Origin of the sequence: Modestobacter italicus, from assembly GCF_000306785.1 — a bacterium.
GTDB classification, from domain to species: Bacteria; Actinomycetota; Actinomycetes; order Mycobacteriales; family Geodermatophilaceae; genus Modestobacter; species Modestobacter italicus.
Map to the genome: position 1 here is coordinate 5,442,061 of NC_017955.1, position 13,344 is coordinate 5,455,404.

The window sequence follows — 13,344 nt, forward strand, 5'->3', positions numbered from 1 at the left end:
GAGCACTCCACCGGCTCGCCGAGCTGGTGACACCGCGGGGAGCACATCCCCACTCCGATGAGGTGGCCCGATGAGGAAGACACGAACGACGAAGATCGCTGCTGGACTCGGCCTCGCCCTGGCCCTGACCGTCACCGCCTGCGGTGAGGGCAGCGGCGGATCGGCCTCCAGCGGTGACAGCGGGGGCAGCGGCTCCAGCGAGGGCGGGGGTGGCGGCGACTACACCGTCGCGTTCGTCCCGAAGCTGCAGGGCATCCCGTACTTCGAGGCGATGAACAGCGGTGGCGAGGCCGCCTGCGCGGAGATCGGCTGCACCTGGCTGTACCAGGGCCCGGTCGAGGCCGACCCGGCCGCGCAGGCCGACATCGTCCGCTCCTACATCCAGCAGGGCGTCGACGCGCTGATCGTGGCCCCGAACGACCCCGACTCGATGGCCCCGCTGCTCAAGCAGGCCGCCGACGCCGGGATCAAGGTCGCCACCGCCGACACCGACGCGCCGAACTCGGTGCGCGAGGTCTTCGTCAGCCAGGCCTCCACCGAGGGCATCGGCCAGGCGCTGACCGACGGGCTGCTGTCGGCCATGGGCGGCAAGGGCAAGTACGCGATCGTCTCCTGCGGCCAGACCGCGCAGAACCTCAACGCGTGGATCGACGTCCAGAAGGCGTACACCGCCGAGAAGTACCCGGACGCCGAGATCGTCGACATCGTCTACGCCGGTGAGGACCAGGCGGCGGCCACCCAGATGGCGACGGACCTGATGAACGCCAACCCGGACCTCACCGGCCTGGTCGGCGAGTGCACCTCGTCGGCTCCCGGTGTGGCGCAGGCCATCCGTGACGCCGGCAAGATCGGCAAGGTCTTCTCGGTCGGCCTGGGCACCCCGCAGTCGATGGCGCCCTACCTGACCGACGGCTCCTCCAGCGCCAGCATCCTCTGGGACGTCGAGAACCTGGGCTACCTGACCGCGTGGACCGGCGTCCAGCTCGCCGACGGCAAGGAGCTGCAGGCCACCAACGACGTCAGCAGCGACATCACCGGGGTGACCTTCGACCCCAGCAGCAAGGTCCTCCTGCTCGGTCCGCCGCTGACCATCACCAAGGACAACGCCGGGGACTACGACTACTGATCCCCACCTCCCGGGGAGGGCCGGCCCACCGGCCCTCCCCGGGACCGTCCGGAGCGAGGAGACGATGAGCGACACCAGTACGACCGGGTCGGCCGACGCCGCACCGGTCCCGTCCAGCACCTCCGGAGCCGGCGAGGAACGCCTGTCGGTGACCGGGGTGTCCAAGCGCTACGGCGCCGTGCGGGCCATCCGCAACGCCGACATGACCGTCCGCGCCGGGACGGTGCACGCCCTGGTCGGCGAGAACGGCGCCGGCAAGTCCACGCTGATCAAGATCCTCTCCGGGGCGGCGACCGCCGACACCGGCGCGATCACCTTCGACGGCCGGCCGGTGACCATCCACAGCACCGCCGACGCCATCGCGCTCGGCATCGCCACCGTCTACCAGGAGCCGCAGCTCTTCCCCGACCTGACCGTCGCCGAGAACGTCTTCACCGGGCGCGAGATCAAGCGCCACGGCCGGGTCGACTGGATGGCGCAGAACGCCCGGGTCGTCGAGCTGCTCGAGCTCATCGGCCTGCCGGCCCGCTACGCCACCGTCCCGGTCAGCGAGCTGTCCATCGCCGAGCAGCAGCAGGTGTCCATCGCCAAGGCGCTGGTCGGCAACGCCCGGGTGCTGATCCTCGACGAGCCCTCCGCCATCCTCACCGACACCGAGATCGAGGTGCTGTTCGGCGTCGTCCGCCGGCTGGCCGCCTCCGGTGTCTCGATCATCTACATCTCGCACCGGCTCGACGAGCTGTTCGTCATCGCCAACGAGGTCACCGTCATGCGCGACGGCCAGACGCTGGGCACCTGGCCCATCGGGGAGCTGTCCGTGCGCCGCGTCGTCGAGCTGATGGTCGGCGGCATCCTCGAGGACAACCCGGTCGAGCGGACCATCCCCGACGGTCCGCCCCGGCTGGTGCTCGAGGGGCTGGCCTGCGCCGGGGAGTACACCGACGTCGACGTCGCCATCCGGCCCGGCGAGATCGTCACCCTCTACGGCCTGATCGGCTCCGGGGCCGCGGAGATCGCCGAGACCGTCTACGGCATGCGCCGGGCCACCTCCGGCCGGATGCTGCTCGACGGGAAGCCGATCTCCCCCGGCTCGCCCCGCGAGGCCAAGAAGCTGGGCATCGCCCTGCTGCCGGCCAACCGCAAGCTGCAGGGCCTGTTCAGCTTCCAGTCCATCGCGTTCAACATCTCCGCCGGGCACCTGCCGCTGCTGTCCCGGCTGGGCACCTGGGTGGACCGCGGCCGCGAGCGGCAGGTGGCCCGGGACTTCATCCAGCGGCTGTCGGTCAAGACCCCGCACGAGCGGCAGCCGGTCTCGGCCATGTCCGGCGGCAACGCGCAGAAGGTCGTGCTCGCCCGCCAGCTGGTCGAGCGGCCCCAGGTGCTGGTCCTCGCCGAGCCGACCCAGGGGGTCGACGTCGGCGCCAAGGAGGAGATCCACAAGATCATCCGCTCGCTCGCCGACGAGGGCACCGCCGTCCTGATCGTCACCTCCGACCTGCCCGAGGCGATCCGCGTCTCCGACCGGCTGCAGGTGGTCCGGGCCGGCACCACGACGGTCGAGTTCGGCCCCGGCGCGACCCAGTCCGATGTCCTCGCCGCAGCCGCCGGCGCGGTCGACCAGGAGGAGGCGGCATGAGCACCCCGACCCTGACCCCCACCGGCGGCGCACCCGCCGGCGAGGGCGAGCACACCGCGCAGGCGCGCGGCCGCGTGCTGCCGTTCCCGATCACCGGCCAGGAGATCGTCCTGATCGTGGTCATCGTGGCGCTCTGGATCGCCCTCTGGCTCGGCACCCCGGCGTTCCTGACCAGCGGCTCGATCGTGCCGCTGCTGGTCGCGATGGCGCCGGTCGCGCTCATCGGCATCGGCATGACCGTCATCATCATCACCGGCGGGATCGACGTCTCCGTGGCCAGCATGGTGATGGTCTGCGCGGTCGTCGTCGCCAAGGCGATGGTCGACTCCGGCGCCTCGCTGCCGGTGGCAGTGCTGCTGTCGATGGCCCTGGGCGGCGTCCTCGGGCTGGTCAACGGCGTGCTCATCGCCTACGGGCGGGTGCACGCGATCATCATCACCTTCGGCACCGCGAACCTGTTCAAGTTCGTCGGGCTGCAGGTGTTCGGCGGCTCGACGGTCAACGGCATCCCGGACACCCTCGACGTGTTCGGCCGCGGGGCGGACGGGCGCACGCTGGGCGTCCCGCACAGCTTCCTGCTGATGCTGGTGATCGCGGCGCTGGCCTGGTACTACCTGCGGCACACCCCGAACGGCCGGCACCTGTACGCCATCGGCGGCGACGCCGACGCGGCGCGGCTGGCCGGGGTCAAGGTGCAGCGCCGGGTGCTGTCGGCCTACGTGCTCACCGGCCTGCTCACCGGGCTGGCCGCCTGCTTCGTGATCGCCCAGGGCACCTCGACCCTGGCGCCCAACGTGGGCGCCGGGATGGAGCTGTCCGCGATCGCGGCGGTGGTCATCGGCGGCACCTCCATCATGGGCGGGCGCGGGTCGGTCCTCGGGACCGTGCTCGGCGCCCTCCTGGTCCAGACGGTCGCCTCGGGGGTGACCCAGCTCGGCTGGCGCTCCCAGCTGGCCAGCCTCTTCATCGGCATCTTCATCCTGATCGCCGTCGGAGCCGACCTGCTCCGGCAGCGCGCGAGGAGGACGGCATGAGCACCGCGGTCTCCCCTGCCCCTGCGCAGGCCCCCCACCCCGAGGACGGCGGCACGCCGCCCCGGTCGCGGCTGGCCCAGCTGCCCGCCGCGCTGCTGCGGGCGCTGCTGACCCAGCGGATCGTGCTGCTGCTGGTGCTGCTGCTCGTCGTCGTGGTGACGATGACCACGCTGAGCAGCAACAACTACCTGACGGCGCCCTACGACCTGTCCTACATGTCCTCGGCGCTGATCAGCGCCGTCCCGCTGGTCATGCTCGGCCTGGCCGAGCTGCTGGTGATCACCTCCGGCCGGGGCGGCATCGACCTGTCGGTCGGCGCCATCGTCTCGCTGACCAGCATGGTGTTCGGCTTCGCCTACGGGGAGTGGGGCTGGCCGCTGTGGCTGGCGATCCTGCTGGCCGCCGGCTTCGGCGGGCTGTGCGGCGCGGTCAACGGCTTCCTCATCGCCTACGTCGGCTACCCGGCGCTGATCACCACGCTGGCGACCTACTACGCGTTCTCCTCGGTCGCCATCGTCATCAACGACCAGCAGCCGATCAGCACCGCGCCGATCCAGGAGTTCTTCTCCACCGCGCGGTCGATCGACGTGCCGGTGGGCGACGGCCTGCCGGTCCCCCTCGGCACGCTGACCTTCCTCATCCCGGTCGCGGTCGTGGTCTGGGTGCTGCTCAACCGCACCACCTTCGGCCGCCGGCTCTACGGCATCGGCACCAACGACGTGGCCGCCCAGTGGGCCGGCATCGACGTGCGGCGCACCCGGTTCTCCGCCTACGTCCTCGCCGGGGTCATCTCCGGCCTGGTCGCGGTGGTCACCGTCGCGCAGTTCGCCTCGGCCCGCCCGGACGCCGGGGTCACCGGCACCGGCATGGCGCTGCCGGCGATCACCATCGCGGTGCTCGGCGGCGTCGCCATCACCGGCGGCATCGGCCGGGTCGCCGGCGTGGTGCTCGCCACGCTGCTGATCGTGTGGCTGAACGCCGGCATCCTGCTGGCCGTGCCGGGCAACGCCGGCTCGCAGTACCAGCTGCTCGCCCTCGGCGTCGTCCTGGTCTTCGCCGCGCTGCTCAACGGGCTGACCAACCGGAAGTACGGGCGGACCGGGTGACCGCGGTCTGGGACCCGTCGCTGGTCAGCGCCGAGCTGCTCGCCCTCACCCGCTCGCTGGGCGAGCAGGAGCGGGGGCTGGTCATCCTGGCCGAGGGCAACACCTCGCAACGGCTGCCCGACGGCCGGGTGGTGGTCAAGGCCTCCGGGTCGAACATGCGGACGGCGACCGCGGAGGACTTCGTCGTCGTCGACGTCGACCCGCTGGTGGAGCTGATGCGGTCGGCCTCCGCCAGCCAGGCCGACCTGACCGCGGCGCTGGACGCCGGCGAGCACGACGGCCGGCGCCGGCGGGCCTCCATCGAGACCCTGGTGCACGTGGCCGCGCAGGCGCTGGCACCCACCGCCTTCGTCGGCCACACGCACCCCACGGCGGTGGTGGGGCTGCTGGCCAGCGTGCACGGGCCGACGGCGTGGGAGCGGCACGTGTACTCGGACGAGGCGGTGGTCATCGGCCGGCCGCTGTACGTGCCGTACGCGACCCCGGGGATCGACCTGGGCCGGGTCTACCTGCGGGCGCTGGAGGAGCACGTGGCCCGGCACGGCGAGCTGCCCACCCTGGTGCTGCTGGGCAACCACGGCATCGTGGTCAACGCCCCCGGCCCCGCGGGGGTGCACGCGGCCTCGGAGATGGCGGTCAAGGGCGCCCAGGTTCGCGTGGCCGCGTACTCGGTGGGCGGCGTCGTGCCGCTGGAGACCGCGTCGGTGGAGAAGTTCTTCGCCCGGGAGGACGTCATCGAGCGCCGGGCCCGCCTGGGCGGGGGCAGCCCGGCGTGACGGTGCCCTCATGACGCTGCCCGCCGACCTGCGGGCGGTGTTCCTCGACGTCGGCGGGCCCGTCTACGACGACGGCAACTTCGTCGCCGCCGTCGTGCGGGCGCTGGACGACCTGCGCGCCGAGCAGGGCCGCGGCCCGGTCGACCGGGCCGCGGTCTCCCGGGTGTACGACGCCGTCCGCGCCCGGCAGGGCGGCTCGCTGCGCACCGCGCTGGCCACCGAGCTGCTCGGGGACGCCGGGCTCCGGGGGCCGCTGCACGAGCGGACCCGCCGCTACTGGACCCACCCGCCGGGCACGCTGTACCCCGACGTGCTGCCGCTGCTCCGTGCGCTGTCCGGTCGGGTGGTCGTCGGGGTGCTCGCCAACCAGGAGGCGCCCGTCGTCGACGCGCTGACCCGGGACGGCGTCGCCCCGTTCGTCGACGTGTGGGGCATCTCGGCGCTGGTCGGCCACGAGAAGCCCAGCCCCGAGCTGTTCACCTGGTGCCTGGACCGGGCCGGCTGCGCGGCCGGGCAGGCCGTGCACGTCGGCAACCGGCTGGACACCGACGTGCGCCCGGCCGCGGCGCTGGGCCTGGGCACCGTGTGGGTGCTGCGCGGCGAGGCGCCGGACTCCCCCACGCCCGAGCAGCTCGCCGAGCCCGACCTGGCCGTGCCCGACCTCACCGGGCTGGCCGAGGTGCTGCTCCCCCGGGTCGCCGGCGGTACCGGGGCGTGACCGCCGACGGCGAGCTGGTGCTGGGCGTCGACCTCGCCACCGCGGCCGTCCGGGTGCTCGCCGTGGACGTCGCCACCGGGGCGGTCGCCGCCTGCGCCGAGCTGCCGCTGCCCGCCCCGACCTCCCCCCGGCCCGGGGAGCTGGAGCAGCCGCCGGCGCACGCCGCCGCGGTGCGCACCGCCGTCCGGCGGCTGGCCGCCGACCTCGGCCCCCGCGCCGCCGCCGTCCGGGCGCTGTCGGTCACCGCCACCTCGGGCAGCGTGCTCGCCGCCGATGCCGAAGGCGCACCCACCGGCCCGGTGCTGCTCTACGCCGACCAGCGGGGCGCCGCGCAGGCCGCCCGGGTCAGCGCGGCCACCGGGCAGCCGGTCGGCGCGGCCGGCACCCTCGCCCGGCTGGCCTGGCTGGCCGAGCAGCACCCCGCCGCCGGGCTCCGGCTGCTGCACGTCCCGGACGTCGTCGTGGCCGACCTGACCGGGCGGCTGGTCACCGACACCTCGCACGCCCTCAAGGCCGGCATCGCGCCCGCGGCGGCCCGGTGGCCCGCGGAGCTGCTGGCCGCGGCCGGGGTCCCCGCCGGGGCGCTGCCGCCGCTGGTGCACCCCGGCACGGTCGTCGGGTCGCTGCGCCCGGACGTCGCGGCCGACCTCGGCCTGCCGCCGCAGGTCCAGGTGGTCGCCGGCATGACCGACGGGTGCACCGCGCAGGTCGCCGCCGGCGCCGTCGCGCCCGGGCAGAGCACCGGCGTGCTGGGCACCACGCTGGTGCTCAAGGGCGTGTCGGCCACCGAGGTCACCGGGTTCGACGGCGCGGTCTACTCCCACCTGGGCCCCGACGGGCTCTGGTGGCCCGGCGGCGCCTCCAACTGCGGCGCCGGCGTCCTCGACCCCGCGGCCGACCTCGCGGCAGCCGACGCGGCCGCGGCCGGGCGCGGCCCCTCGCCGCTGACGGCCTACCCGCTGCCCGGCACCGGGGAGCGGTTCCCGTTCGCCCGGCCCGACGCCACCGGCTTCCTGCTCGGCGCCGCCGCCGAGGTGGACCCGCTGGACCGGCACCGGGCCCTGCTCGACGGCGTCGCGTACGTCGAGCGGCTCGGGCTGGAGCGTCTCGCCGCCCTCGGGGTGGCCTCGGCCGACCACCGGGTGGTGGGCGGCGGCACCCGGTCGCGGGTGTGGACCACGATCCGGGCCAGCGTGCTCGGCCGCCCGGTCACCCGCCCCGCGCAGCCCGCGAGCGCCTTCGGCGCCGCGCTGCTGGCCGCCGCCGCCTGGACCGGCAGCACCCTCGCCGTGACGACCGGCCGCGCGGTGCGCCCGGCCGAGGTCGTCGACCCCGATCCCGCGCAGGTCGACGCCCTCGAGGAGGGCTACCAGCGGCTGCTGGCCGAGCTGCGCCGACGGGGCTGGCTGGACGACCGTCCGGCCGGCCACTGAGAGAGAAGAGGAGCTGTCCATGGCTGTCACCCACGGCGTCCACGCCCTGGTCTGGACCGGGGGCTGGTCCCGGGACGAGGCCGAGCGGGCCATCGCGTCCAGCGCGGAGGCCGGCTACGACCTGATCGAGATCGCCCCGATCGACCCGACCGGGTTCGACGGGGACATGACCGCGCAGCTGCTGCAGCAGTACGGGCTGCAGGTGAGCGCCTCGCTGGGGCTCAGCGACGACACCGACGTCTCCAGCGAGGACCCGGACGTCGTGGCCCGCGGCCGGGAGCGGCTGGCGACCGCCCTCGGCGTGCTGCGCGACAGCGGCGGCACGACCCTGTGCGGCGTCCTGTACTCGAAGCTCGGCAAGTACTCCGCGCCGGCCACCGAGCGGGGCCGGGCCAACTCGCAGGAGACGATCGCCTGGCTGGCCGACAAGGCCGCCGAGTCCGGCATCACGCTGGCGCTGGAGTTCTGCAACCGGTACGAGACCAACGTCATCAACACCACGCAGGAGACGCTGGACTTCATCGCGGCGGTGGACCGGCCCAACGTGATGGCCCACCTGGACACGTACCACATGAACATCGAGGAGCACTCGTTCACCGAGGCGGTCCGCGCCGCCGCAGCGGCCGGGCGGCTCGGGTACGTGCACGTCGGGGAGTCGCACCGCGGCGCCCTGGGCACCGGGTCGATCCCCTGGACGGAGTTCTTCACCGCCCTCGACGAGGTCGACTACTCCGGGATCGTCACGTTCGAGTCGTTCTCCTCCGAGGTCGTGCACCGCACGCTCTCCAACGACCTGGCGATCTGGCGCAACCTGTGGACCGACAACCGGACCCTGGCCCGGGACGCGCTGGCCTTCACGAAGGCCGGCCTGGCCGAGGCGGCCGCCCGGCGCGGCCAGGCCCCGGCCTAGCTGTACCTGGCCAGGACGTTGGTGACAGCGGTCGGGCTTGAACGCAGGAGAACCTCCGAGTGGGGTGTGGCTTGTCGAAGGCCCACATCCACCCGGAGGTTCTCATGTCTCACGGTAATGCCCGCCTGACCGTCCACGGCCGCAAGTTGATCGTCGACCGGCATGCCGCCGGCTGGAAGCAGGCGCACATCGCCGCGGCGATGGGTATCTCACGCAAGTGCGTGAAGACGTGGATCACCCGCTACGACGCCGAGGGCGAGGCCGGGCTGGCCGACCGGTCCAGCCGCCCGCACACCACCCCAACCCGCACTCCGGTGCAGGTCGAGGACCGCATCATCGAACTACGCGGCCGTGAGCGCCGGGGACCTGACTGGCTCGGCGCCGAGCTGGGCGTGCCAGCCCGCACCGTGTCCCGGGTCTTGGTCCGCCGCGGGCAACCCCGGCTGTGCGCCCTGGACCCGCTCACCGGGCAGATGATCCGCTCCTCCAAGCAGACCGCGGTCCGCTATGAGCGATCCCGGCCCGGCGAGCTGGTGCACATGGACGTCAAGAAGCTCGGACGCATCCCCGACGGCGGGGGCTGGCGTTCGCTGGGCCGGGCCGCGCGGGAGACCACCCGGGACCGCACCAGCAAGCTCGGTTATGACTACGTGCACTCACTCGTCGATGACTACTCCCGGCTGGCCTACTCCGAGGTGCTCCCCGACGAGAAGGGCAGCACCTGCGCCGGCTTCCTGACCCGGGCCGCGGGCTACTTCGCCGCTCATGGCATCAACCGGATCGAACGGGTGATGACCGACAACGCCTGGGCCTACAAGTACTCACTCACAGGCGTCTGCGCCCAGCTCGGGGCCCGACAGAAGTTCATCCGCCCGCACTGCCCGTGGCAGAACGGGAAGGTCGAGCGACTCAACCGCACCCTGGCTACCGAGTGGGCCTACCGGCAGGTCTTCACCAGCAACGACCAACGCGCCGCTGCCCTTGCTCCCTGGATCGAGCACTACAACACTCGACGCCGCCACTCAGCACTCGGCGGCCTGCCCCCGATCAGCCGACTGGCACCAACCTGATGGCCGGGTACACCTAGCCGCCCGGGACGTACCGCACCAGGTCGCTGGTGGCGGCCACCAGCGCGCGGAGGTCCTCCAGCGCGCCGGTGACCGCCCCGGCGGCCCGGGCCTGCACCAGCACGTTGCCCAGCGCGGTCGCCTCCACCGGGCCGGCCAGCACCGGCCGGCCGCACGCGTCGGCGGTTAGCTGGCAGAGCAGCGCGTTCTGCGCCCCGCCGCCCACGACGTGCACCACGTCGACGTCCCGCCCGGAGAGCCGGACGGCGTCCTCCACGACCCGGGCGAAGGCGGTGGCCAGGCTGTCGAGCACGCACCGGACGACGGCCGGCCGGGCGACCGGCACCGGCTGCCCGGCCGCCTCGCAGGCCTGCTGCACGCGGGTCACCATCGGGCCCGGCGGCAGGAACGCCGGGTCGTCGACGTCGACCACGGCGCCACCGGCGGGCAGCTCCGCGGCCGCGGCGAGCAGGGCGGTCAGGTCGGCGCTGTCCAGCCCCCAGTCGGCCAGGCAGCCCTGCAGCACCCACAGGCCCATGACGTTGTGCAGGTACCGGATCCGGTCGTCGACGCCCCGCTCGTTGGTGAACCCGGCGGCCAGGCTCTCCGCGCCGAGCACCGGGGCCTCCAGCTCCACCCCGACCAGCGCCCAGGTGCCGCAGGCGACGTAGGCGAACCGCTCGTCGGTGGCCGGCACACCCACCACCGCCGACGCGGTGTCGTGGCTGCCCACCGCGACCAGCCGGGCGTCGTCGAGCCCGGTGGACGCCGTCACGGCCGGGCGGAGCCCGCCGAGGACCGCGCCCGGGTCGTGCACCGGCGGCAGCAGGCCGGCGTCGATCCCGGCCAGGGCGACCAGGTCCTCGGCCCACCGGCCGGTGCGCACGTCGGCCAGCCCGGTGGTGGAGACGTTGGTGGCCTCCGCCCCGAGGTGCCCGGACAGCCAGTACCCGACCAGGTCGGGCACCAGCAGCAGGTTCCGGGCCGCGGCCAGCAGCGGCCCGTCCTGCTCGGCGACGAGCTGGTAGAGCGTGGTGAACGGCAGGTGCTGCAGCCCGTTGCGCCGGTAGAGCTCGACGGCGGGCAGCCGCTGGTGCACTCGCTCGGCCACGCCGTCGGTGCGCGCGTCCCGGTAGGAGCGCGGCGCGCCCAGCAGCGTGCCGTCGGCGGCCAGCAGGCCGTAGTCGACCGCCCAGGTGGCCACCCCGACGCTGGCGACCGGCTCCCCCGCCGCGCGGGCCAGGGCGCCCACCTGGCGCAGCCCGGCCAGCGACTCGCGCCACAGCCCGAGCACGTCCCAGTGCAGCGCGGCGCCCCGCTCCCCCGGCACCTCGACGGCGCCGTTGCGGAAGCGGGCCGCCTCGGTGAGCCGTAGGCGGCCCGGCCCGACCGCCCCCAGCATCACCCGGCCGCTGGACGCCCCGAAGTCGACCGCGGCGTGCAGGCTCACCGCAGGAAGGCCGCTGCCACGCCGGAGTCGACGGGCACGTGCAGCCCCGTCGTCCGGGTCAGCTCACCGCCGGTGAGGGCGAAGACCGCGTCGGCGACGTGCTCGGGCAGCACCTCCCGCTTCAGCAAGGTCCGCTGGGCGTAGAACTTGCCCAGCTCCTCCTCCGGGACGCCGTAGGTCTTGGCCCGCTGGGCGCCCCAGCCGCCGGCGAAGATGCCCGACCCGCGGACGACGCCGTCGGGGTTGATCCCGTTCACCCGGATGCCGAACTCGCCCAGCTCGGCGGCCAGCAGCCGGACCTGGTGCGCCTGGTCGGCCTTGGTCGCGGAGTAGGCGATGTTGCTCGGGCCGGCGAAGACGCTGTTCTTGGAGGAGATGTAGACGAGGTCCCCGCCCATGCCCTGCGCGATGAGCACCCGGGCGGTGGCCTGGGAGACCAGGAACGAGCCCTTGGCCATCACGTCGTGCAGGAGGTCCCACTGCTGCTCGGTGGTCTCCAGCAGCGAGGCCGAGATGGACAGGCCGGCGTTGTTGACCACCAGGTCCAGCCCGCCGAAGGCCAGCACCGCGGCGTCGACGGCCGCGGCCACGGCGGCGGCGTCGGAGACGTCGGCCGCGACGCCGATCGCCACGTCGGAGCTGCCGATCTCGGCAGCCGCGTCCGCCGCCTTGGCCGCGTCGAGGTCGGCGACGACGACGCAGGCGCCCTCGGCGGCCAGCCGCTGGGCGATCGCCCTGCCGATGCCCGAGGCGGCGCCGGTGACCAGCGCGATCCGGGTGGCCAGCGGCTTCGGCTTCGGCATCCGCTGGAGCTTGGCCTCCTCCAGCGCCCAGTACTCGATGCGGAACTTCTCCGCCTCGTCGATCGGCGCGTAGGTGCTGATCGCCTCCGCGCCGCGCATCACGTTGACGGCGTTGACGTAGAACTCGCCGGCCACCCGGGCGGTCTGCTTGTCCTTGCCGTAGCTGAACATGCCGACGCCGGGCACCAGGACGACGAGCGGGTCGGCCCCGCGCATCGCCGGGGAGTCCGCGGTGGCGTGCCGGGCGTAGTAGGCCGCGTACTCCTCGCGGTAGGCCTCGTGCAGGGCCGGCAGCCGGTCCAGCACCTCCTGCACGCTCGCGGTGGCCGGCAGGTCGACGACCAGCGGGCGGACCTTGGTGCGCAGGAAGTGGTCCGGGCAGGAGGTGCCCAGCGCGGTCAGCCGGGGGTGCTCGGCGCGGGCCAGGAAGTCCAGCACCACGTCGGAGTCGGTGAAGTGGCCGACCTGCGGGCGGTCGGTGCTGGCCAGCCCGCGCAGCGCCGGTGCCAGCGCGGCGGCCTTGGCCCGCCGCTCGGCCTCGGGCAGCGGGGCGTAGCCGTCGAGCTGCTCGCCGAAGGGGTGCCGGCCGAGCTGGCTGGTCCGCTTGGCGATGAAGTCCTCCGCCGTGCGGATGATCTCCAGCGACCGGTCCTGGCACTCCTGGCTGGTGGCGCCCCACGCGGTGATGCCGTGGCCGCCCAGGACGCAGCCGATGGCCTGCGGGTTCTCCGCGGCGATCGCCCGGATGTCCAGCCCGAGCTGGAAGCCCGGACGGCGCCAGGGCACCCACACCACGCGGTCGCCGAACACCTCCGCCGTCAGCGCCTCGCCGTCGGCGGCGGTGGCCAGCGCGATCCCGGAGTCGGGGTGCAGGTGGTCGACGTGGGCGACGTCGACCAGCGCGTGCATGGTGGTGTCGATCGAGGGCGCGGCCCCGCCGCGGCCGTGCAGGCAGTAGTCGAACGCGGCGACCATCTCGTCCTCGCGGTCCACCCCGGGGTAGACGTCGACCAGCGCGCGCACCCGGTCCAGCCGGAGCACGGCCAGCCCGGCCGGGGTCAGCGTGCCCAGGTCGCCGCCGGAGCCCTTGACCCAGAGCAGCTCGACCTCGCCCCCGGTGGCCGGGTCGGTACCGGTGCCCTTGGCGGAGGTGTTGCCGCCGGCGTAGTTGGTGTTGCGCGGGTCGGCGCCGAGCGCGTGGGAGCGCTCGATCAGCTGCTGCACGGTGGTGGCGCTGTCGTCCATGGTCGTCGTCTCCTCGGAGGGGGCGGTCGGGGTCGTCATC

Annotated in this window: 11 protein-coding genes; 9 read left to right on the forward strand and 2 right to left on the reverse strand. The window is 74.0% G+C overall.

Annotation, left to right across the window (positions count from 1 at the left end):
• The first annotated feature begins 70 nt into the window (after positions 1–70).
• The 9 genes from MODMU_RS25930 to MODMU_RS25970 all read left to right on the forward strand — a co-directional run bounded on the left by MODMU_RS25930 (position 71) and on the right by MODMU_RS25970 (position 9,809).
• Positions 71–1,126 carry an autoinducer 2 ABC transporter substrate-binding protein gene (locus MODMU_RS25930; protein WP_014743401.1) on the forward strand — a complete coding sequence of 352 codons (1,056 nt, stop codon included), beginning with the start codon at positions 71–73 and terminating at the stop codon, positions 1,124–1,126.
• A 64-nt stretch (positions 1,127–1,190) separates the two neighbouring features.
• Positions 1,191–2,762 (forward strand): sugar ABC transporter ATP-binding protein, encoded by a 1,572-nt coding sequence (locus tag MODMU_RS25935; RefSeq protein WP_014743402.1) that lies wholly within the window; start codon positions 1,191–1,193, stop codon positions 2,760–2,762.
• On the forward strand, positions 2,759–3,796 hold the full coding sequence (locus MODMU_RS25940; RefSeq protein WP_014743403.1) for an ABC transporter permease: 1,038 nt from the start codon (positions 2,759–2,761) through the stop codon (positions 3,794–3,796). The genes MODMU_RS25935 and MODMU_RS25940 overlap by 4 nt, the downstream gene beginning before the upstream one ends.
• A complete protein-coding gene (locus tag MODMU_RS25945) occupies positions 3,793–4,902 on the forward strand; it encodes an ABC transporter permease (protein WP_014743404.1) in 1,110 nt (369 codons plus the stop codon). Before MODMU_RS25940 ends, MODMU_RS25945 begins: the two co-directional genes overlap by 4 nt.
• The gene (locus tag MODMU_RS25950; protein WP_014743405.1) at positions 4,899–5,678 is read left to right on the forward strand and encodes a class II aldolase/adducin family protein; all 780 of its coding nucleotides are present in this window, start codon (positions 4,899–4,901) and stop codon (positions 5,676–5,678) included. The genes MODMU_RS25945 and MODMU_RS25950 overlap by 4 nt, the downstream gene beginning before the upstream one ends.
• 10 nt (positions 5,679–5,688) lie before the next feature.
• Positions 5,689–6,396 carry an HAD family hydrolase gene (locus MODMU_RS25955; RefSeq protein WP_014743406.1) on the forward strand — a complete coding sequence of 236 codons (708 nt, stop codon included), beginning with the start codon at positions 5,689–5,691 and terminating at the stop codon, positions 6,394–6,396.
• Positions 6,393–7,829 (forward strand): FGGY-family carbohydrate kinase, encoded by a 1,437-nt coding sequence (locus MODMU_RS25960; RefSeq protein WP_014743407.1) that lies wholly within the window; start codon positions 6,393–6,395, stop codon positions 7,827–7,829. Before MODMU_RS25955 ends, MODMU_RS25960 begins: the two co-directional genes overlap by 4 nt.
• A gap of 19 nt (positions 7,830–7,848) precedes the next feature.
• Positions 7,849–8,739, forward strand: coding sequence for a sugar phosphate isomerase/epimerase family protein (locus MODMU_RS25965; protein WP_014743408.1), 891 nt, complete (start codon positions 7,849–7,851; stop codon positions 8,737–8,739).
• A 104-nt stretch (positions 8,740–8,843) separates the two neighbouring features.
• Entirely contained in the window at positions 8,844–9,809 is a 966-nt protein-coding gene (locus MODMU_RS25970; protein WP_051144288.1) for an IS481 family transposase, read from the forward strand.
• 13 nt (positions 9,810–9,822) lie between these two features.
• Here MODMU_RS25970 and MODMU_RS25975 read toward each other — a convergent pair whose 3' ends face one another.
• Both MODMU_RS25975 and MODMU_RS25980 read right to left on the reverse strand, forming a co-directional pair.
• Positions 9,823–11,256 carry a rhamnulokinase gene (locus MODMU_RS25975; RefSeq protein ID WP_014743410.1) on the reverse strand — a complete coding sequence of 478 codons (1,434 nt, stop codon included), beginning with the start codon at positions 11,254–11,256 and terminating at the stop codon, positions 9,823–9,825.
• Complete coding sequence (locus MODMU_RS25980) at positions 11,253–13,343, reverse strand: bifunctional rhamnulose-1-phosphate aldolase/short-chain dehydrogenase (RefSeq protein WP_014743411.1); 2,091 nt, start codon at positions 13,341–13,343, stop codon at positions 11,253–11,255. The genes MODMU_RS25975 and MODMU_RS25980 overlap by 4 nt, the downstream gene beginning before the upstream one ends.
• Position 13,344: the final 1 nt, after the last annotated feature.